General features: G+C 73.0%; 17 protein-coding genes. 9 read left to right on the top strand and 8 right to left on the bottom strand.

Going from position 1 to position 20227, the window contains the following annotated elements; all coding sequences use genetic code 11:
• Nucleotides 1–22: 22 nt before the first annotated feature.
• Together fabG and AC5L35_RS04385 are read left to right on the top strand one after the other, a co-directional pair.
• A complete protein-coding gene (gene fabG, locus AC5L35_RS04390) occupies nt 23–781 on the top strand; it encodes a 3-oxoacyl-ACP reductase FabG (RefSeq protein ID WP_495058689.1) in 759 nt (252 codons plus the stop codon).
• A gap of 29 nt (nt 782–810) precedes the next feature.
• Nucleotides 811–2073, top strand: coding sequence for a DUF4032 domain-containing protein (locus AC5L35_RS04385; protein ID WP_495058229.1), 1263 nt, complete (start codon nt 811–813; stop codon nt 2071–2073).
• 10 nt (nt 2074–2083) lie between these two features.
• Here the strand turns inward: AC5L35_RS04385 and AC5L35_RS04380 are convergent, their stop codons facing one another.
• From AC5L35_RS04380 to AC5L35_RS04350, 7 genes are all read right to left on the bottom strand, one after another.
• Nucleotides 2084–3427 carry a GH39 family glycosyl hydrolase gene (locus AC5L35_RS04380; protein WP_495058228.1) on the bottom strand — a complete coding sequence of 448 codons (1344 nt, stop codon included), beginning with the start codon at nt 3425–3427 and terminating at the stop codon, nt 2084–2086.
• A 47-nt stretch (nt 3428–3474) separates the two neighbouring features.
• Nucleotides 3475–5226 carry a thiol reductant ABC exporter subunit CydC gene (gene cydC / locus AC5L35_RS04375; RefSeq protein WP_495058227.1) on the bottom strand — a complete coding sequence of 584 codons (1752 nt, stop codon included), beginning with the start codon at nt 5224–5226 and terminating at the stop codon, nt 3475–3477.
• A complete protein-coding gene (gene cydD, locus AC5L35_RS04370) occupies nt 5223–7043 on the bottom strand; it encodes a thiol reductant ABC exporter subunit CydD (protein WP_495058226.1) in 1821 nt (606 codons plus the stop codon). Before cydD ends, cydC begins: the two co-directional genes overlap by 4 nt.
• Nucleotides 7040–8044: a cytochrome d ubiquinol oxidase subunit II gene (cydB, locus tag AC5L35_RS04365; RefSeq protein WP_495058225.1), complete on the bottom strand. Its 1005-nt coding sequence runs from the start codon at nt 8042–8044 to the stop codon at nt 7040–7042. The genes cydD and cydB overlap by 4 nt, the downstream gene beginning before the upstream one ends.
• A gap of 18 nt (nt 8045–8062) precedes the next feature.
• Nucleotides 8063–9496, bottom strand: a complete 1434-nt coding sequence (locus AC5L35_RS04360) for a cytochrome ubiquinol oxidase subunit I (protein ID WP_495058224.1) — start codon at nt 9494–9496, stop codon at nt 8063–8065.
• A 122-nt stretch (nt 9497–9618) separates the two neighbouring features.
• Nucleotides 9619–10323, bottom strand: a complete 705-nt coding sequence (locus AC5L35_RS04355; RefSeq protein ID WP_495058223.1) for an anti-sigma factor family protein — start codon at nt 10321–10323, stop codon at nt 9619–9621.
• A complete protein-coding gene (locus AC5L35_RS04350) occupies nt 10320–10859 on the bottom strand; it encodes a sigma-70 family RNA polymerase sigma factor (RefSeq protein WP_495058222.1) in 540 nt (179 codons plus the stop codon). Before AC5L35_RS04350 ends, AC5L35_RS04355 begins: the two co-directional genes overlap by 4 nt.
• Before the next feature lie 204 nt (nt 10860–11063).
• Here AC5L35_RS04350 and AC5L35_RS04345 point away from each other — a divergent pair, with 204 nt between their 5' ends.
• The 6 genes from AC5L35_RS04345 (at nt 11064) to meaB (ending at nt 18378) form a co-directional block, all read left to right on the top strand.
• The gene (locus AC5L35_RS04345) at nt 11064–11801 is read left to right on the top strand and encodes a hypothetical protein (protein ID WP_495058221.1); all 738 of its coding nucleotides are present in this window, start codon (nt 11064–11066) and stop codon (nt 11799–11801) included.
• A gap of 70 nt (nt 11802–11871) precedes the next feature.
• Nucleotides 11872–12444, top strand: a complete 573-nt coding sequence (locus tag AC5L35_RS04340) for a DUF6529 family protein (protein ID WP_495058220.1) — start codon at nt 11872–11874, stop codon at nt 12442–12444.
• Nucleotides 12445–12448: 4 nt separating this feature from the next.
• A complete protein-coding gene (locus AC5L35_RS04335; RefSeq protein ID WP_495058219.1) occupies nt 12449–12931 on the top strand; it encodes a Rieske (2Fe-2S) protein in 483 nt (160 codons plus the stop codon).
• Between the two features lie 162 nt (nt 12932–13093).
• Nucleotides 13094–15058 carry a methylmalonyl-CoA mutase family protein gene (locus tag AC5L35_RS04330; RefSeq protein ID WP_495058218.1) on the top strand — a complete coding sequence of 655 codons (1965 nt, stop codon included), beginning with the start codon at nt 13094–13096 and terminating at the stop codon, nt 15056–15058.
• Nucleotides 15059–15128: 70 nt separating this feature from the next.
• On the top strand, nt 15129–17300 hold the full coding sequence (scpA, locus tag AC5L35_RS04325; RefSeq protein WP_495058217.1) for a methylmalonyl-CoA mutase: 2172 nt from the start codon (nt 15129–15131) through the stop codon (nt 17298–17300).
• Nucleotides 17301–17397: 97 nt separating this feature from the next.
• Entirely contained in the window at nt 17398–18378 is a 981-nt protein-coding gene (gene meaB / locus AC5L35_RS04320; RefSeq protein ID WP_495058216.1) for a methylmalonyl Co-A mutase-associated GTPase MeaB, read from the top strand.
• Between the two features lie 9 nt (nt 18379–18387).
• Here the strand turns inward: meaB and AC5L35_RS04315 are convergent, their stop codons facing one another.
• The gene (locus AC5L35_RS04315) at nt 18388–19068 is read right to left on the bottom strand and encodes a TetR/AcrR family transcriptional regulator (RefSeq protein ID WP_495058215.1); all 681 of its coding nucleotides are present in this window, start codon (nt 19066–19068) and stop codon (nt 18388–18390) included.
• Between the two features lie 91 nt (nt 19069–19159).
• Here AC5L35_RS04315 and AC5L35_RS04310 point away from each other — a divergent pair, with 91 nt between their 5' ends.
• A complete protein-coding gene (locus tag AC5L35_RS04310; protein WP_495058214.1) occupies nt 19160–20173 on the top strand; it encodes an aldo/keto reductase in 1014 nt (337 codons plus the stop codon).
• Nucleotides 20174–20227: the final 54 nt, after the last annotated feature.

Below are 20227 nucleotides of genomic sequence, written 5' to 3'. Positions count from 1 at the left end.
TCGCCGAGTGGAAGAGGACCAGATGACCGACAACGCCCGCGTGGCGATCGTGACCGGAGGGGCCCGCGGGATCGGTGCGGCCACCGCGCTGCGGCTGGCCCGCGACGGACTCGCGATCGCGGTGATCGACCTGGAGGAGGCCGCGGCCAAGGCGACCGTCGACGCCATCGAGGCCGACGGCGGGCGGGCCCTCGCCGTGGGCGCCGACGTGGCCGACGCCGGACAGGTCGAGGCCGCCGTCACCCGCGTGGCCGATGAGCTCGGCGCGCCGACCGTGCTGATCAACAACGCCGGCGTGACCCGGGACAACCTGCTGTTCAAGATGTCCGAGCTGGACTGGGACACCGTGATGGGCGTGCACCTGCGCGGCTCCTTCCTCATGGCGCGCGCGGTGCAGAAGTACATGGTGGAGCAGCGCTTCGGCCGCATCGTCAACCTGTCGAGCACGTCGGCGCTGGGCAACCGCGGCCAGGCCAACTACTCCACCGCCAAGGCCGGTCTGCAGGGCTTCACCAAGACCCTGGCGATCGAGCTCGGCAAGTTCGGCGTCACGGCCAACTGCATCGCCCCCGGCTTCATCGTCAGCGACATGACCAGGGCGACGGCCGAGCGGATCGGCGAGGACTGGGACACCTACGTGTCCGCCCGGGCCGCCCAGATCCCGGTGGCCCGCGCCGGTCAGGTCGAGGACATCGCGCACACCGTCTCGTTCTTCGTGAGCGAGGGCGCGGGCTTCGTCTCCGGCCAGGTGATCTACGTGGCGGGCGGTCCGAAGGCCTGAATCGTCCCGTCCCCCCGGATAATGGCGGGGTGCGCTTCATCTTCCGCCCCCCGGCCGCCCACGCGGCCGGGCTGGTGTCGTTGCCGTGGGAGAAGCCCCTCGAGGACTGGGCCGACGACCGGATCCTCGAGGTGGCCCACCGCGGCATCTCCCGGCACGTCGTGCGGTTCGTCGAGGTGGACGGGCTCGTCTACGCGCTGAAGGAGATCGACGAGCGGCTGGCCCGCCGGGAGTACCGGCTGCTCGGCGAGCTCGAGTCGATGGGCATGCCGGCGGTGTCGGTGCTCGGGGTCTGCGTGGAGCGGCCCCCGTTCGACGGCGTCGCCCAGGACGCCGTGCTGGTGACGCGGTTCCTCGACTACTCGATGTCCTACCGCTACGTCTTCTCCCACGGGCACACGAGCAGGCCCACCGACCAGCTCGTCGACGCGATGGTGGAGCTGCTCGCGCGGCTGCACCTCGCGGGCCTGTTCTGGGGCGACTGCTCGCTGTCCAACACCCTGTTCCGCCCGGATGCCGGCAGTATCGCCGCCTACCTCGTCGACGCCGAGACGGCGGAGATGCACCAGGTCCTGTCCGACGGGCAGCGGCGGTTCGACATCGACTACGCCGCCGAGCGGGTCGGCGGTGAGCTGTTCGACCTGCAGTACGGGGGCCTGCTGCCGGCGGGTGTCGACCCGATCGAGATCGCCGCGGAGCTGCCCCGGCGCTACTACGCGCTGTGGGAGGAGCTCACCAGGGAGGAGCGGTTCCAGCCCGACGAGCAGCGCTTCCGCGTGGCGGAGCGGGTGAACCGCATCAACGAGCTGGGCTTCGACGTCGACGAGATCGAGCTGATCACCACGCCGGACGGCACGCTGCTGCGGGTGCACACGCGGGTGGCGGAGGCGGGCAGGCACCGCGACGAGCTGTTCGCGCTCACGGGGTTGCAGGTCACCGAGAACCAGGCGCGGCGGCTGCTCAACGACCTGGTGAGCTACCGCGGCTACCTCGAGCAGAAGGAGGGCCGTCCGGTGCCGGAGACGGTGGCGGCCCACCGGTGGCGGTCCGAGGTCTACGACCGCGTGATGGCGTTCGTGCCGGAGTCGCTCGCCGACCGGCTGGCGCCGGCCGAGGTGTTCCACGAGATCCTGGAACACCGCTGGTTCCTGTCGGAAAAGGCAGGCAAGGACGTCGGCACCACGGCAGCGGCGCGGTCGTACGTGACGCGGATCCTGCCGCGCACCCCCAGCACCCTGACCGTCCTCCCCGGGGAGGACGACGCGCCCGCCCCCGTGCCGCGCCACGCGTAGCGGCGGCGGGTCAGGGGATCCGGGGGGACAGCAGCACCGTCCACGGCGGCAGGGACTCGGTACCGGTGAGCTCGATCGGGTCCGCCGTGAGGTTGACCAGCAGGAGGCCGTCGGGGGCCCGGAACGCGAGCAGCGGCAGGGTCGGCGAGTGGCCGACCGAGATGTCGCCGGCAGCCAGCCGGGGCACCAGCCACTGCCAGGGCGCGGTCAGCGGCGTGGGGCGTCCGCCGTCGGACTTGGTGCTGTCGGTCCAGAGGGCGGAGAACCCCAGGTCGGCCCCCTGCGGCCCCCACAGCAGGGCGACCGAGACGCCCGACTGGGCGTAGGCAGCCAGTACGGCGAGGGTGGACGCCGCGCTGGCCTGGCTGGTGGGGCCGCCGTCCTCGCCGGTCGGCACGTCCGGGTAGAACTCCGCCCACCACACGGGTAGCGGGGTGCGCTGTTTGATCCAGGCGGTCAGGTCGGCGAACTTGCTGGCAGCGGCGTCCGCCGGTGTCGTGACCGTGTCGTTCCGGGTGGCCGTGCCGCCGTCCACCGCGATGAAGTCGGCGCCCACGTTGTTGGCCAGCCAGTAGTCCACAACGTCGAGGGCCCGCTGATCGGCCACGCCCCACGGGCCCCGCACGTCCGAGGAGTCGGGTGAGCCGGGGTCGAGGCTGGTCATAACGACGTAGGGCCCGCCCACCTGCACGTCCGGACGCACCGCTTTGACCGCCGTGTAGACCTTGTTGTAGAGCTCGGTGTAGCCCTCGTAGTCCCAGCGGTTCAGGTCGCTGTTGTAGAAGCCCTTGAGCTCGTTCCACACGAGCACCCGCTCGATCTGCGGGTAGCGCTGCACCGCCTGGGCCGCCAGCGCCGCGAAGTCGTCGAAGTGGGCGGGCTCGGGGGCCGTCTCCAGCTGGGACCAGTCCGTCTGGCCCGGGGCGCCGCCCTTCATCCAGTCCGGCGAGCAGCACAGGGTGAGCACCGTGCGTCCGCCGGTGGCCTTCACGAGCTGCATGCGCTGGTCGAGGGTGGACCAGTCGTACTGGCCGGGTGCGGGCTCCGGGTTGAGCGTGCCGAAGCCCATCAGGTGGACGTTCTGCCAGATGGCGCCGTTGTTCTTCAGCACGTCGAGGCCCCGGTCGCGCGCCTGGGCCGGCTCTTCCGGGTCGAGGCTCTCCTGCGTGTGCGTCACGCCCAGCTGGAGCGGGGTGGCCTGCTTCTTCCAGTTCCAGTCGGCCCCGAGCCCGATCGCCTTCAGCGTCTCCTGTGACAGGTTCACCGGCCCGGTCGGTGCGACCGCACCGGACGAGCAGGCGACCAGCGCCAGGGTGAGCGCCACCAGAACGGCGGCGAGGTGGGCACGACGCACGACGAAAACCTCATCCGGGGGTCAGCGAGTGGGGAGGGGTTCGGACCCTATCGACTGCAGAGTGCCGGATCGTCGCGGTGGCCGGACTGAGAGGGGCGGCCGGCCCGATATCCACCCGGTAGGGCGCTGAGCTGGGCAGGTGTTCCGCGCCGGACGACCCGTCCGCCGGCCATTACGACGATCTGGTCGAACCGGTCGAGGCTGCTGAGGTCGTGCGTGATCAAGATCATGGTGTGGCCGGTGGTCGCGGCGAGGAGGTCGTCGAGCACCGCGTCGCGCGTCTCCGGGTCGAGATGGGCGGTGGGCTCGTCGAGTACGAGCAGGTCCGGTTCGACGAGCAGCGCGCGGGCGAGCGCGAGCCGCTGCCGCATGCCGCCCGAGAGCCGGGTGCCGTGCGTGCCGACCTCGGTGTCGAGTCCGCCGGCGGCGCGGACGTCGGGCGCGAGCCGGACGCGTTCCAGCACGTCCCACAGCTCCGGGTCCGACGCGTCCGGCCGGGCGAGCCGCAGGTTCTCCCGGACGGTGCTGGCGAAGACGTGCGGGTCCTGCGGCACGCCGCTCACGCGGGCCCGCACGGTGTCCGGCTCCTGGGTGGTGATGTCGACGCCGTCGAGGAGGACGGTGCCCTCGTCCGGGTCGCGGAAGCGGAACAGCACGTCGGCGAGCGTGCTCTTGCCCGCCCCGCTCGGGCCGAGCACGGCGATGCGCCGTCCCGGGGGGACGTCCAGGTCGAACCCGTCGAGCGCCCACGGCTCCGCCGGCCCGTAGCGGACGCGCAGCCCGGAGATCCGCAGGCCGCGTTCGGGCAGGACCGGCCGCGCCGGCCGGACCTCGACCGCGGGTGGCGTGTCGAGAACGTCGAACAGCCGGCCGCCCGCCGCCCGCAGGGAGCCGAGCCGGGCCGCCGCCCCGGGCAACGGGGCGACGATCTCGAACGCGGCGAGCGCCGTGAGCACCAGGACGGCGAGCGGCACCGCCCCGAGCGTGCCGTTCCCGACGGCGCCGGCGCCCAGCAACAGCGTGCCCCAGAGCGTCAGCCCGGCGATCAGCGCCGACGCGCCCGCCCCCAGCCCGAGCAGGCCGGCGTCGCGCCGTTCCACGCGGGTGAGCTCGGCGCCTGCCCCCTCGACGCGGGCCAGTGCGGCGGGCATCGCCCCGTACACGACGAGGTCGGGAGCGCCGTGCATCACGTCGACCACGGCGGTGGAGAGCGCCGCCCTGGCGGCGGCGCGGCGACGGCCCGGTTCGCGTCCTGCCGCGGCCGCGACCAGCGGGACCGCGAGGCCGGCCAGGACCAGCCCGGCCGCCAGCAGCACGCCGCCGGGCACCAGCAGCGCCGTGGCGACGGTGACGACACCCGCTCCGGTGACGAGCGCGGCGAGCGGCGGCGTGAGGCCGCGGACGAGGAGGTCCTGCGTCGCGTCGGTGTCGCTGACCAGCCGTGTCACCAGGTCGCCCGTCCGGAAGCGGTGGATCGGTTCGGTGCGTGCGAGCCGCGCATACACGCGTACCCGCACGTCGGCGAGCGTCCGCAGCGCGGCGTCGTGGGTGACCAGGCGTTCGAGGTAGCGGGCGAGCCCCCGGGTGACGCCGAGCGCGCGGGTGGCGACCACGGCCACGCTCAGCGCGGTGATCGGCGGGTGGGTGGCCGCGGTGGCGATGAGCCAGGCCGCCACGACGAGCAGGCCCACCCCGGCCGCGGTGGCCGTCGCGCCGGCCAGCACGCCGAGCGCGAACCGGGACCCCCGGGGCCGGGCCAGCGCGATCATCCGGGTCAGCGGTCCACGCGTGCGTGTCATCGGGCCGCTCCCACCGGCAGAGCTGTTCCCACCGGCAGAGCTGTTCCCACCGGCAGGGCGATCCGCCCGGTCTCCAGGTGGACCACCTCGTCGGCGAGGTCCGCCCAGCCCGCGTCGTGCGCGACGATCACGCCCGTGTGCCCGCTGAGCAACCGGGCCACCCCCGCGCGCACTGCCGCGGCGTTCTCCGGGTCGAGGTGGGCGGTCGGTTCGTCGAGCAGCACGATCGGGGCCACGCCTGCGTCGCCCTCCTGCGCGGTCGCCTGGCGCAGGAACGCCCTGGCCAGTGCGATGCGCTGGCCCTGACCGGCCGACAGCCTGCTGCCGCGCTCGCCGAGCCGGGTCGCGTAGCCGTCGGGGAGAGCGGCGATCAGTTCCCCGGCCTCGGCGAGCCGGGCGGCCCGGCGCACGGCGGCATCGGAGGCCTCGGGGGCGCCGAGCCGGATGTTGTCGGCCACCGACGCGTCGAACAGGTAGGGCCGCTGCGGCACCCACGCGATCCGGCGCCGCCATTCGTCGGCGGGCACGTCCAGCAGGTCCACGGGCTCGTCGCCCGTTCCGCCGACCGTGATCCGCCCCGCCGTCGGCTCGGTGAACCGCAGCAGCAGCGACAGCAGGCTCGTCTTGCCTGCCCCGCTGCGCCCCGTGACGAGCACGGTGGCACCCGGCCGCAGGGTGAGGTCCACTCCGGCCAGCGCGGGGTCGGACCGTGCGGGGTAGACGAGGCCGACGTCCCGGAAGCGGATCTCCGGAGCGGCCGGGGGAGTGGCCGTGGGCAACGCCGCACCGCCGGGCGACTCGCGCACCAGAATCGGGCGACTCGCGGGAAGTTCCCGCGAGTCGCCCGGTGTGGGGGTGTGAGTCGCCCGGTTCTGGGGGCGCTCCAGCGCCGCGAAGACCTGCTCGGCGGCGGCCAGGCCCTCGGTGCTCGCGTGGAAACGCGCGCCCACCTCGCGCAGCGGCAGGTAGGCCTCCGGCGCGAGGATCAGCACGAGGAGGGCGGTCTCCAGGTCGAGTCGGCCGTAGAGCAGCCGCAGCCCGACCTCCACGGCGACGAGTGCCACGGCGAGCGTGGCGAGCAGTTCGAGGACGAAGGCCGACAGGAACGCCACCCGCAGCGTCCCCATCGTCGCGGTGCGGTGGTCCTCGGTGACGCGCCGGATCAGCGCGGCCTCGGACTTCGCCCGGCGGAACAGCGCCAGTGTCGGCAGGCCCTCGACGACGTCGAGGAAGTGCCCGCCGAGGCGTTCCAGCAGCCGCCACTGCCGGCGCGTGCGGGCCTGCGTGTGCCAGCCGACGAGCGCCATGAACAGCGGGATCAGCGGCAGGGTCAGGGCGATCACCAGCGCGGAGATCCAGTCGGCCCGCACCACCACCACGAGGACGGCCGCCGGCACGAGCACGGCCAGCACGAGCTGGGGCAGGTAGCGGGCGACGTAGTCGTCGAGGGCGTCCAGGCCCCGCGTGGCGAGCGTGACGAGCTCGCCCGCGCCGGCCGTGGCGGGGTCACCGCCCGCGACGTGCCGGACGAGGCGGGTGCGCAGGTCGGACTTCACCACGGCCGCGCTGCGCAGGGCCATCGTCTCCGCGCCTGCGGACAGCGCCGCGCGGGCCAGCGCCACGAGCGCGACGGCGCCGACGGTGCCCGCGAGCGCCTGCGCGCCGATCCCCGCGCCCGCTCCGGCCACGGCGTGGGCCACCAGCCAGGCCTGCAGGAGGATCAGCCCCGTGGCGGCGGCGGCGCAGGTGACCGTCACCGCCAGGTGCACGCGCACCGCGCGGGTGGTGCGGACCAGCCGGGGGTCGAGGGGTCTCATGCGACGTGCGCCCTGGTCACCCGGCGCCGGAACACCCAGTAGCTCCACGACTGGTAGGCGATCACCAGCGGCAGGAACACCGCGCCGATCCAGCTCAGCACCCCCAGCGTGTAGGGCGCCGACGCGGCGTTCGCGATCGTGAGGTCGAACGCCGGGCTGACGAGCGACGGGAGCACGGCCGGGAAGAGCGAGCCGAACAGCGTCGCCGTGAATGCGGCGACACCGACGGCCGTGGCGGTGAACGCCCAGCCCTCCCGGTGGCGCATCGCGAGGACGACCCCGGCGAGCACGGCGGCGACCGTGACGACGGCGGGCACCACAGGCACGCCGTGCGTGGCGCCGGTCCACAGCCAGAACCCGGTCAGCGCCACGAGCGCGACGGGGCCGGCGGTCCGTGCCGTGACGGCGGCGCGGTGGCGCACCGGGCCGTCGGTCTTCAGCGCGAGGAACACCGCGCCGTGCAGCACGAACAGCGTGAGGGTGGTGAGCCCGCCGAGCAGCGCGTAGGGGCTCAGCAGGTCGACCAGCCGCGAGGTCACCACGCCGTCCGGGCCGAGCTCGACGCCCCGCACGATGTTGGCGAACACGACGCCCCACAGGAAGGCGGGCACGGCGCTGCCCGCGATGATCGCGGCGTCCCAACGGGCGCGCCAGCGCGCGTCGTCCACCTTCCCGCGGTACTCGAACGCCACCCCGCGGCCGATGAGCGCCAGGATGATCAGCAGCAGTGGGAGGTAGAACCCGCTGAGCGTGGCGGCGTACCAGACCGGGAACGCCGCGAACATGGCGCCGACCGCGGTGATCAGCCAGACCTCGTTGCCGTCCCACACCGGGCCGATCGCGTTGATGACCACGCGCCGGTCGGCCTCCCGCTCGGCGGGGTCGGTGCCCCTGCCGAGCACGGGAAGCAGCATCCCGACGCCGAAGTCGAAGCCCTCGAGCACGAAGTAGCCGGTCCAGAGCACCGCGATGGCGACGAACCAGATGGTCGGGAGATCCATGACTCTCCTCGTCGCTTGCTAGTAGGTGAACGCCGGAACGGCGTCGGGCTCGCGCTCGCCCTCGCCCGGGTAGGGCATGACGTGGCCGGGACCGGCCTTCAGGTAGCGCCACATGAGCCGGGCCTCGACCACCGCGAGCGTCCCGTAGAGCGCGGTGAAGGCCGACAGGGAGAACGCCACCTCGCCCAGGCTCACGCCCGGCGAGACGCTGGCCGCCGTGAGCAGCTCGCCGACCACCGTCCAGGGCTGGCGGCCCATCTCGGTGAGGACCCAGCCGAAGATGTTGCCCACCATCGCCGCAGGCAGGGCCGCCATCGCCACGCGGTACATCCAGCGCTGCTCGGGCAGGGCGCCGCGGCGGGTGAGCCACAGTCCGAGGACGCCGACGACCACACCGGCCATGCCGAGGCCCATCATCAGGCGGAACGACCAGTAGATCACCGCGATGTTCGGCGTGTAGTCGCCCGGGCCGAACTGCTGCTGGTAGTGCTGCTGCAGGTCGTTGATGCCCTGGACCTCGCCCGCCGGGGAGCCGGTGGCGAGGAAGCTCAGGACGTAGGGCACCTGCACGTCGATGATGTTCTGTCCGAGGCCGACCTCGCCGAGCGAATGGTCACCGACCGCGAAGAGCGAGAACCCCGCGGCGCCCTCGGTGTTCCACAGCGCCTCGGCGGAGGCGAGCTTCATCGGCTCGTACTGGGCGGCCAGCTTGGCCTGGTGGTCGCCGGAGCAGACCACGACGGCCCCGGCGATCACGGTGGTGAGCAGCCCGGCGCGCAGGGTCCGGCGGAACATCCCGGGCTCGCTCGCGTGGGGGGCCTTGTCGCGGTGCAGGAGCTTGTAGGCGCTCACCGCCACCACGAACAGGCCGGCCACCACGAACGAGGCGGAGACGACGTGCAGGTAGGTCGACCACGCCTGGGAGTTGGTGAGCACGGCCCCGATGTCGGTGAGGTGCGCCCTCTTGGTGACCGGGTCGACGGCGAACCCGACCGGGTGCCGCATCCAGGCGTTGGCGGCGAGGACGAAGTAGGCCGACAGGTTGGAGCCGATCGCGGCCGCCCAGATCGTCGCCAGGTGCACGCGGCGCGACAGCCGGTCCCACCCGAAGATCCACAGTCCCAGGAACGTGGACTCCAGGAAGAACGCCAGCAGCGCCTCCAGCGCCAGCGGGGCGCCGAAGACGTCCCCGACGAAGGTGGAGTAGGCGCTCCAGTTCATCCCGAACTGGAACTCCTGGACGATGCCGGTGACCACGCCCATGGCGAAGTTGATCAGGAAGAGCTTGCCGAAGAACTTCGTGGCGCGCAGGTACTCGGTGTTCCCGGTGCGGTGCCAGGCCGTCTGCAGGACGGCCACGACGACCGACAGGCCGATCGTCAGTGGCACGAAAAGGAAGTGGTAGATCGTCGTGATCCCGAACTGCCAACGGGCCAGGTCCAGGGCGTCCACGCGCAGCCTCCACTCGCCGAACTTCTACGTACTGTAGTAGTTCTACAGTACGTAGAAGAGAGCGCGGCGGCAGGGTGTTCCTGATCTCCTTTTTGCCTCGTGTCGGCCGCTTTGGTAGCGGGTCAGGCGGTCTGCAGGTGGGCGAACTGGCGCCCCGCCTCGTTCTCCACCATCACCGACGCCACCTGGTCGGGGGCGATGATCGCGGAACCGTGGAGCGTGACGCCCTCCTTCCAGCCCGTCGGAGGCACGAGCCAGCTCCCGGCCACCTGGCGGCTGCCGTCACGGGCCACCACCACCAGGCGGCACCGCTCGCCCGCCGGGATCCCCTGCACCGTGGCGCTCACGCGCACCCACCCCGTGGCCGGGGTCAGCATCGCCGTCATCACCACCCCGCCGGGCCCGGTGCCCGTGAGCACCTGCGCGTCGGCGGCGACCTCGGCCGGGGCGGGTGCGGCGATCACCGTGGCGGGGCCTGCGGTGGTACGGCCGAGCGCGACGCCGCCACCGAGCACGACGGCCATGCCGACGACGGTCGCAGCCACCAGCGTCAGCCGCTTGCGACGCCGTTGCGAGCCGACCTCGGACCGGATCTGGCGCAGGGTGCGTTGCAGCACCAGGTCGCCGTCTGGCGGCCCGTCGAGGAACACCTCCGGCGGTACCTCGTCGAGCAGGTCGGTCATCTCGCGCAGCTCCTCCCACTCGTAGCGGCACTCCGAGCACGAGGCCAGGTGCTCCTCCACGGCGTGTGCCTGTTCGGGGGTGAGGAGACCGAGGACGTAGGCCCCCAGCTCTTCACGGTCGTGCGGTCTGTAGGCGTGGGTCATGCCGGCACCTCGTCCCCTGCCGTGTCCCGGATGGTGAGACGCTCGCGGAGAGCCCGGAGCGCGTAGTAGGACCGTGACTTGACCGTGCCCGCCGGAATGCCGAGCGCGGTGGCCGCCTCCCCGAGGCTGCGCCCCTGGAAGTAGATCTGGTCGAGCACGCCACGGTGATCCTCGGAGAGCTCCTCGAGGGCGGCAAGCACGGTGACGGACGTGGCGACGCGGTCGGCGTGGTCGCGCTGGATCGGCGGGGTGTCCGGAGTCTCGGGCACCTCCGGTGGCCGGGCCGCTCTGGCTCGGATCCGGTCGGTGACGATGTTGCGTGCCACCGTCAGCAGCCACCCGCGCGTGGAGCCCCGGCCGTTGGCCACCACCTCGGGGTGGCGCCACGCCCGGATCAGCGTCTCCTGCACGACGTCCTCGGCGGCGCCGCGGTCGCCGGTGAGCCGGGTGGCGTAGGCCAGCAGCGCACGCCCGTGTTCCTGGTAGATGGCATGCACCAGGGCCTCGTCACGTGCGCGAGGTCGTACGTCGGGCATGTTCCCGGCTCCCTGGGACGGCGGACGGATGTGGCACCTGATGGGGCCGCACCCACTGATGGCACGTGTCGTGGGCGCCGGAGGTTCAGTGCGCCCGCGCAGTGGATAAGCAAAATATCCGATTGAACCGTTTCCGTCCGGGTGCCGTGTGCAGAGTGACCATGGTCCGGCAGCAGGCCGGGCTCCGACCCACGCGGGGAGAACATGAAGAGCTACGCGCCCCTGGTGACGCTGGCCGCGGTCGTCGCACTCGGCTCCGGTTTCTTCATCGCCAACACGATGAGCCAGAGGGACGCCACGCAGACGTCCACGGCAGCCGTGGTCGACCCGACGGCGGGCGAGACCGCGCCGTCCACCGAAGTCGATCTGGGCAGCCTCGCACCGCCCGCCGCACCGGAGGCGGCGCCGAACGCCGCGCCGAACGCCGGGCCGGACGCTGCTGCGGCCCCGGCCGTCGCCGAGAAGGCCTACGCGGGCTGGACCTCGGGCCGGGAGCTCTCGGTGGCCATCGCGGTGAAGGACGGCCGCGCGGTCGGCTACGTGTGCGACGGCGACGCGACGGAGGCGTGGCTCGAGGGCACCCTGTCGGGTGACCAGCTGTCGCTCACGAGCAAGGACGGCTCGACCACGATCACCGGCACCGCCAACGAGGCGTCGTCGGCGGGCACCGTGACCGGGGGCGGACAGGAGTGGCCGTTCGAGGCCGAGGGCGCCTCGGCACCCGCGGGGCTCTACGAGGGACGGGCCGACGTCCGCGGGGTGGCCACCCGCGTCGGCTGGGTCGTCACCGGTGACGGGGAGGTGACCGGGGTGGCGTCCGCCGCGGGGGAGCGGCGGCCCGCGCCCGTGCTGAACCCCGCCCAGCCGGGTGCCGTCGTGCTCGACGGGGTGCCCGTCGAGGTGACAGCGCTCGACGGCGGCTCCGCGGTGATCAGGCGATGAGCGAGCGTGCGAGCGAATCAATGTCACAGTGCCCGCGCGAAGCGCCGGCCGAGCGCAGCGAGGCCGAGCGATGAGTGCCACGATGCGCGCCTCGCACGCGGCGCGCAGGCGTCCCGGTCCCGGAGGGGTCCTGTTGTGTGGCGCCGTCGGCTCGCTGGTCGCTGTCGGGCTCGGCGCGTACGGCCGGGTGCACGAGCCCACGTTCGTGGCGATCAACCTCGCCGGTTTTTCCAGCGGCCTCGCGGTGAAGTCCTGGCTCGCCACCGTGGCGTTCCTGCTGGTACTGGTGCAGCTCGGCTCGGCGATGGTGATGTACGGGCGGATCCGCAGCATCACGCCCGGGCCCTGGGTCGCGGCCCTGCACCGGTGGTCAGGACGGGTGGCAGTGCTGGTGACCGTGCCGATTGCGGTGCATTGTCTCTACGCGCTGGGGTTCCAGACGGGCACGATGCGCACGCTTCTGCATTCGCTCTTCGGGTGCTTCTTCTACGGGACCTTCGTCACGAAGATGTTGCTCCTACAAAGGTCACACGTCCCACGATGGAGCCTGCCGTTGCTCGGAGGGATGGTCTTCACGGCCATGACCGCCCTCTGGCTGACCTCCTCGGTGTGGTTCTTCACCACATCGGGACTGACCTTCTGAGGAGATGCTCGTGCACGCGAACCTGACCACCCCGGCCCTCTCCCGGCGCGCGGTCGTCACCGGGGCCTGCGGCGCTGCCTGCGTCGCCGCGCTGAGCGCCTGCAGCAGTTACGGCTCCGGCGGTGCGCCTGCTCCCGCGGCGCCCCCGGCTCCGGTGCCCACCGGCGCGCCGGGCGCAGCCCCGTCGGGGGGAGCCACCGGTGCGGCGTTGACCAGCACCTCGGACATCCCGGTCGGCGGCGGCGCCGTCTTCGCCGACCAGCAGGTCGTGGTGACCCAGCCGACGGCAGGGGAGTTCAAGGCGTTCTCCGCGATCTGTACCCACCAGGGCTGCACGGTCTCCCAGGTGGCGGACGGCACGATCGACTGTCCGTGCCACGGGAGCCGCTTCGCGGTCGCGGACGGTTCGGTGGTGCGTGGGCCGGCCGCGTCGCCGCTGCCGGCGAAGAACATCAAGGTGGAGGGCACCTCGATCGTCCTGGCGTGACCCGGGTCCGGTGGCCCGGGTCACGCGCTCGGGACGGGCTCGGCACCGCCTCCGCACTAGACTCCTGCCGACCTGGCCCGTACACGGCGCGGTGGCCGTGGGGCGCGGAGGAGTCGCAGTAATGATCATGGCAGTGATGATCAAGGCGGGGATGACCACGGCGTGGCCGGCGACGAGCGCGGCGGACCGATGAACACGGCGAAGGTCGACAGCGAGGCGCTGGATGCCGGCGCACCGGCCGAGCCGGAGGAGCTGGTGCTGGCGGGGGAGTTCCCCGCCGCCCCACGGGACGCCTGGGTGCGCCTCGTGGACCAGGTCGTCGGCAAGGCCGGGCTGCTGGGCAGGGAGCCCGGCGGCGCCTCGCCGGGCGCCGGGGTGGAGAGGCTCACCCGGCGCAGCCCCGAGGGCGTCCGCGTGCTGCCGCTCTACACCGCGGAGGACGCCCCCACGGTCGACATCGGCGTGCCGGGCGCGGCGCCGTTCGTCCGAGGATCCGGCGCGAACGGCGCGGCCCCCGCCGGATGGGACGTCCGGCAGCGCGTCGCCGAGCCCGACGCGCGGCTCGCCCGCGAGGCGGTGCAGGCCGACCTGGAGAACGGCGTGCGGTCGATCTGGCTCGCCGTGGGCGAGGGGGGAAGCACCGTCGCGGATCTGCCCGCCGTGCTCGCCGACGTGCGTCTGGATCTCGCTCCCGTGGTCCTCGACGCCGCGGCCGCCCCGGCCGACGCCGAGACCGACGCCGCGCAGGCGTTCCTCGCGCTCGCCGCCGAGCGGGGGGTCCGGCCGGCCGAACTGCTCGGCACGCTCGGCCTCGACCCCGTCGGCCGCCGCGCGCGCACCGGGGACGGCCCGGACGTCGCCACGGTCGTGCCGCTCGCCCGGCACGTCGCCGCGGAGTTCCCCCAGGTCCGCGCGATCGTGGTGGACGCGCTGCCGGTGCACGGCGCCGGCGCGTCCGACGCGCAGGAGCTGGGCTGGTCGCTCGCGGCGGGCCTGGAGTACCTGCGGGTGCTCACCGCCGCCGGGGCCAACGGTGCCGGGGCCGGGCTCGACCTGCCCACGGCCGCCCGGCTGCTGGAGTTCCGCTACGCCGCCACCGCCGAGCAGTTCCCGACCATCGCGAAGCTGCGCGCCGCCCGCCGCCTCTGGGCGCGGGTCACCGAGGTCTGCGGCTCGCCGCAGCCGCAGCGGCAGCACGCGGTCGGCTCACAGACGATGCTCACCCGGCGCGACCCCTACGGGAACCTGCTGCGCGGCACCCTCTCCGGCTTCGCGGCCGGCGTGGGCGGCGCCGACGCCGTCACGGTGGTGCCGTTCGACGCCGCGCTCGGCGCCCCCGAGCCCTTCTCCCGGCGGATCGCCCGCAACACGCAGGCGCTGCTCGTGGAGGAGGCGCACCTGGCCAGGGTGATCGACCCCGCCGGTGGCTCCTGGTACGTCGAGTCGCTCACGGCCGAGCTCGCCAGGGCGGCCTGGGCGTTCTTCCAGGACGTCGAGGCCGAGGGCGGGGCGCTCGCCGCGCTCGACTCCGGGTTCGTCGCGGAGCAGGTCGCGGTGGTCCGCGGCCGCCGGCTGGCCGACGTCGCCACGCGCCGGGATCCCGTCACCGGCGTGAGCGAGTTCGCCGACCCGGCCGAGAAGCCGGTGCGGCGGCGTCCGCTGCCGGAGCACCCGGGCGGCGGGCTGCCGTGGTTCCGCCCGGCCCAGCCCTACGAGGCCTACCGGGACCGGTCCGACGCCCGGCTCGCGGAGACCGGCTCCCGGCCGCGCGCGTTCCTCGCCACGCTCGGGCCGCTGGCGGCCTACACCACCCGTGCCGGCTTCGCCCGCAACCTGCTGCAGGCCGGCGGGATCGAGGTCGTGGAGGCCGGGCCCACCGAGACCGCCGACGAGGTGGCCGCGGCGTTCATCGCGGCCGGTATCCCGGTGGCGGTGCTCTGTTCCACGGACGCGGTCTACGGCGAGCGCGGCGCGGAGACGGTGGCTGCGCTGCGCGAGGCGGGCGCCCGGCAGGTGCTCCTCGCCGGGCGGGACGGCGTCCCCGGCGTCGACGGCACGCTCTACGCCGGAGTCGACGCGCTCGACGTGATCGAGTCCGTGTACGCGGCCCAGGAGGAGGAGCGATGAGCGAGCTTGCGAGCGAGTCATCAACACAGCGCCGGGGTGAGACGTCGGCCGAGCGCAGCGAGGGCGTGCGATGAACCTTCCCGACTTCACCCAGGTCCCCCTGGAGAGCGACGGGGTCCCCGCCGCGGAGTGGCACGGCGACGTCCCGGCCTGGGACGCGCCGGAGGGCATCGCGGTGAAGCCGCTCTACACGGCGGGTGACCTCGCCGACGTCGACTTCCTCGCCACCTACCCGGGGATCGCGCCGTACCTGCGCGGCCCCTACCCGACGATGTACACCACGCAACCCTGGACGATCCGGCAGTACGCCGGGTTCTCCACCGCCACCGAGTCGAACGCGTTCTACCGGCGCAACCTCGCCGCCGGTCAGAAGGGCCTGTCGATCGCGTTCGACCTGGCCACCCACCGCGGCTACGACTCCGACCACCCGCGCGTGGCGGGTGACGTCGGCATGGCGGGCGTGGCGATCGACTCCATCTACGACATGCGCAGGCTGTTCGAGGGCATCCCGCTCGGCGACATGTCGGTGTCGATGACCATGAACGGCGCCGTGCTGCCGGTGCTCGCCCTCTACATCGTGGCGGCGGAGGAGCAGGGCGTCCCGCACGACAAGCTGACGGGGACCATCCAGAACGACATCCTCAAGGAGTTCATGGTCCGCAACACCTACATCTACCCGCCGCAGCCGTCGATGCAGATCATCTCCGACATCTTCTCGTTCACGTCGCGGGAGATGCCGCGGTTCAACTCGATCTCCATCTCGGGCTACCACATCCAGGAGGCGGGGGCGACCAACGACCTCGAGCTCGCCTACACCCTGGCCGACGGCGTGGAGTACCTGCGGGCCGGGCTCGACGCGGGGCTGTCCATCGACCGGTTCGCCCCGCGCCTGTCGTTCTTCTGGGCGAACGGCATGAACTTCTTCATGGAGGTCGCCAAGATGCGGGCCGCCCGGCTGCTGTGGGCGAAGCTCGTGACGCCGTTCTCCCCGCAGAACGAGAAGTCGCTGTCGCTGCGCACCCACTGCCAGACCTCGGGGTGGTCACTCACGGCGCAGGACGTCTACAACAACGTGATCCGCACCTGCATCGAGGCGATGGCCGCGACGCAGGGCCACACCCAGAGCCTGCACACCAACGCGCTGGACGAGGCGCTCGCGCTGCCCACCGACTTCTCCGCCCGGATCGCCCGCAACACGCAGTTGCTGCTGCAGCAGGAGTCGGGCACCACGACGGTCATCGACCCGTGGGGCGGCAGCTACTACGTCGAGCGGCTCACCTACGACCTGGCCCGCCGGGCGTGGGCGCACATCCAGGAGGTGGAGAGGGCGGGCGGGATGGCGCAGGCGATCGACGCCGGCATCCCGAAGCTGCGCGTGGAGGAGGCCGCGGCGCGCACGCAGGCGCGGATCGACTCCGGCCGCCAGCCGGTGATCGGCGTGAACAAGTACCGGCTCGATCCTGCCGACCAGTCCGAGGACGTCGAGGTCCTGAAGGTCGACAACGCGGGGGTCCGGCGCGAGCAGCTGGAGCAGCTGCGGCGGCTGCGCGAGGAACGCGACTCGCGCGAGGTCGACGCGGCGTTGCGGGCGCTGACGAACGCGGCCGCGTCGATCGCGGAGGGCTCGCAGCGCGGCGACGAGCAGAACCTGCTGGCCCTGTCGGTGAACGCCGCGAGGGCGAAGGCCACCGTCGGGGAGATCTCCGACGCGCTGGAGAAGGTGTTCGGGCGCCACGCCGGTCAGGTCCGCATCATCTCCGGTGTGTACTCCGAGGAGGCAGGGTCGAGCCCGGCGATCGAGCGGGCCCGCGAGCTGGTGGACGAGTTCGCGGCGGAGGAGGGGCGCCAGCCGCGCATCCTCGTGGCGAAGATGGGGCAGGACGGGCACGACCGTGGCCAGAAGGTGATCGCCACGGCGTTCGCCGACCTCGGTTTCGACGTCGACGTGGGCCCGTTGTTCCAGACCCCTGGCGAGGTGGCCCGGCAGGCGGTGGAGGCCGACGTGCACGTCGTCGGCGTCAACTCGCTCGCCGCGGGGCACCTCACGCTGGTGCCCGAGCTGCGCGACGAGCTGGCGAAGCTCGACCGCGCCGACATCATGGTCGTGGTGGGCGGGGTGATCCCGCCTGCCGACTACCCGGCGCTGCGGGAGGCAGGCGCCGCTGCGGTGTTCGGGCCGGGCACGGTGATCGCGGAGGCCGCGGTGGATCTGCTGCAGAAGCTGGCGGCCGCGCACGGCTGAGGACGTGACGCGCCGAGCTCGACGTCGGCGTGGCCCGGCGCCCGGCCGGCCACGCTGAGGTCGATGTCGGCGGCTGGGTGAGCTCGGGAGGAGGGCCGTGGCCCGCGAGATCGATGTGCCGGCGCTGGTGAAGGGTGTGCTCGGCGGATCCCGGGCCGTGCTGGCGCGCGCGATCACCCTCGTGGAGTCGCACCGCCCGGACCACCGCCAGGCGGCGCAGCAGCTGCTCATGGAGCTGCCGGTGGCCTCAGGGTCCCGTCGGGTGGGGATCACCGGGGTGCCCGGCGTCGGGAAGTCGACGTTCATCGAGCGGCTCGGCACCCGGCTCACCGGCGCGGGCCACCGCGTGGCGGTGCTGGCCGTCGACCCGTCGTCCACCCGGACCAAGGGCTCGATCCTGGGCGACAAGACGCGGATGGCCGCTCTGGCCGTCGACGACAACGCGTTCATCCGGCCCTCGCCCAGCGCGGGGACGCTCGGCGGGGTGGCGCGTGCCACCCGGGAGACGATCGTCCTGATGGAGGCGGCCGGCTACGACGTCGTGCTGGTGGAGACGGTGGGCGTCGGCCAGTCCGAGGTGGCCGTGGCCGCGATGGTCGACACGTTCCTGCTGCTCACGATGGCCCGCACCGGTGACTCCCTGCAGGGGATCAAGAAGGGCATCCTGGAGCTGGCCGACGTGGTCGCGGTCAACAAGGCCGACGGCCCGCACGAGAAGGAGGCAGCCGCGGCGGCCCGCGAGCTGACCGGCGCACTGCGGCTCGTCACGCCGGCCGGCGCGTCCTGGCACCCGCGGGTGCTGGCGTGCAGTGCTCAGACCGGTGCCGGCATGGCCGAGGTGTGGGATGCGGTCGAGGCTCATCGCGCCGCGGTGGAGGAGGCGGGCGAGCTGGTCCGGCGGCGCGCCGACCAGCAGGTGCAGTGGATGTGGACGATGGTGCGCGACCAGCTGATGGACCGGCTGCACGCCGACCCGCAGGTGCGCGCGGCGATCCCCGAGCTGGAACGCGACGTGCGCGCGGGCGGGCTCACCCCCACGCTGGGCGCGCAGGAGATCATGAAGCGGCTGGGTCTCTGAGCGAGGGACCTACCGGGCCGCGGCATCCTGGGGGAGCGCGAGCAGTCCGGTGATGGTGATCCGGAGGATGTCGGCGTACATCGCGGCGAAGTCGAGCCTGGCCTCGGCGAGGCGAGGATCGGTGGTGGCCTCGACGACGGTGGGCGTCGGTGTGCAGAACGGCCACAGGCCGGCCACGGCCACGACCGCGATCCTCGTGACGTAGAGGGACCTCGCCTCGTCGAGTTCGGGCACGCAGCGGTGGATGATCCCGCCCAGTCGGCGTCGATGCTCCAGGTCGGCGAGCTTGAACCGGTGGACCGAGTCGGCCGAGACGTTGCGCTCGAGCACCGTGGCCAGCTGGCTCCACAGCCGGCAGAGCAGGGGGTGTGCGGCCAGCGTGCGCGCCCAGGTCGCCACCAGCCGCTCGGTGCCGCACGGGCCATCACCGAGCTCGCGGTCGAGCTCGTCGAGCCAGCTCACCAGGCTGCGGTGGAGCAGTTCGAGCAGCACGCCCTCGCGGGTGCCGAAGTAGCGCACCACGTTGCTCTTCGGGATGCCGAGACGGCGGCTCAGCTCGCGCAGGCCCACGTCCTCCAGCGGTACCTCGGCGAGCATGGCCTCGGCCGCCTCGAGGATGGCGTGGCGTCGTTGGTCCTGCTGCTCCGGGCGCCTGGCGCGTCGGAACTCCGGTTCCGGTGCCTGGGTCACCGCGCACCCCCTGCTGTCTCGTGGCTCACAAGCACCCTAGCGGACCAGTGGCCCCTTGTTAACGGGCCACTGGACCGATACTGTCGACGGCGTGAACGAAGCACAGATCACGCTGGGGCACAGCACGATCCGGATCCGGCCGATCGGCCTGGGATGCATGGGGATGTCGCAGTTCTACGGCGTCGCCGACCGGGACGAGTCGATCGCCACGATCAGGGTCGCCATCGACGCGGCGGTGAACTTCTTCGACACCTCCGACATCTACGGTGCAGCAGGCTCCGCGCCGACCACGAACGGGTTCGGGCACAACGAGACGCTCCTCGGTGAGGCGGTCCGCGGGCGCCGCGACGAGGTCGTGCTCGCGACGAAGTTCGGTGCGCGGCCCGTGCCCGACGGCGGCGTGGTCTTCGACGGCCGTCCGGAGTACGTCCGGGCCGCGTGCGACGCCAGCCTCCGGCGACTGCAGACCGACCACGTCGACCTGTACTACTGCCACCGGCTGGACCCGTCGGTGCCCGTCGAGGAGACCGTCGGCGCGATGGCCGAGCTGATCACCGTGGGGAAGGTGCGGGCGATCGGGGTGAGCAACGTGGACGCGGACGTCCTGCGCCGGGCAGCCGCCGTCGCGCCGATCTCCGCCCTGCAGAGCGAGTACTCCCTCTGGGAGCGCGGCCTCGAGGCCGAGGTCCTGCCCGCGTGCCGCGAACTGGGCATCACCCTCGTGCCGTACAGCCCGCTGGGCCGGGCGGCGCTGACCGGCAACGTCGGGAGGGACACCCGGTTCGACGCCGGCGACTTCCGCGCGACCCTGCCGAAGTTCTCCGACGACAACCTCCGGCACAACCTGTCGCTGGTCGAGGAGCTCACGCGCTTCGCCGACGCCCACGGTGTGACAGCGGGACAGGTGGCTCTCGCGTGGCTGCTCGCCCAGCCCCACGACGTCGCCCCCATCCCCGGCACCAAGCGGGCGAGGTACGTGCGGGAGAACGCCGCGGCCACGGCCGTCGCGCTGAGCGCCGACGATGTGGCCGCGCTCGGTCAGGTCTTCTCGCCGGGCCGGGTGCGCGGCGCCCAGTACGGCGCGTTGGGCGTGCGGACCCGCTGACCGGTCGTCCGCGGGAAGTGGCCCGGCGCGCCTCCGGCGACGCGCGGCTCAAGA

The sequence above is a fragment of the Pseudonocardia sp. OZ21 genome (assembly GCF_059359135.1).
Note: the sequence above shows the minus strand (reverse complement) of the source record. Positions and strands in the feature narration are given on the sequence as shown.

What these genes read in the sequence shown, in the direction of transcription:
- fabG (WP_495058689.1), top strand. Translation starts at nt 23, where the DNA reads ATGACCGACAACGCCCGCGTGGCGATCGTGACCGGAGGGGCCCGCGGG.
- cydC (WP_495058227.1), bottom strand. Translation starts at nt 5,226, where the DNA reads ATGACACGCACGCGTGGACCGCTGACCCGGATGATCGCGCTGGCCCGG.
- cydD (WP_495058226.1), bottom strand. Translation starts at nt 7,043, where the DNA reads ATGAGACCCCTCGACCCCCGGCTGGTCCGCACCACCCGCGCGGTGCGC.
- cydB (WP_495058225.1), bottom strand. Translation starts at nt 8,044, where the DNA reads ATGGATCTCCCGACCATCTGGTTCGTCGCCATCGCGGTGCTCTGGACC.
- AC5L35_RS04355 (WP_495058223.1), bottom strand. Translation starts at nt 10,323, where the DNA reads ATGACCCACGCCTACAGACCGCACGACCGTGAAGAGCTGGGGGCCTAC.
- AC5L35_RS04350 (WP_495058222.1), bottom strand. Translation starts at nt 10,859, where the DNA reads ATGCCCGACGTACGACCTCGCGCACGTGACGAGGCCCTGGTGCATGCC.
- AC5L35_RS04345 (WP_495058221.1), top strand. Translation starts at nt 11,064, where the DNA reads ATGAAGAGCTACGCGCCCCTGGTGACGCTGGCCGCGGTCGTCGCACTC.
- AC5L35_RS04340 (WP_495058220.1), top strand. Translation starts at nt 11,872, where the DNA reads ATGAGTGCCACGATGCGCGCCTCGCACGCGGCGCGCAGGCGTCCCGGT.
- AC5L35_RS04335 (WP_495058219.1), top strand. Translation starts at nt 12,449, where the DNA reads ATGCTCGTGCACGCGAACCTGACCACCCCGGCCCTCTCCCGGCGCGCG.
- scpA (WP_495058217.1), top strand. Translation starts at nt 15,129, where the DNA reads ATGAACCTTCCCGACTTCACCCAGGTCCCCCTGGAGAGCGACGGGGTC.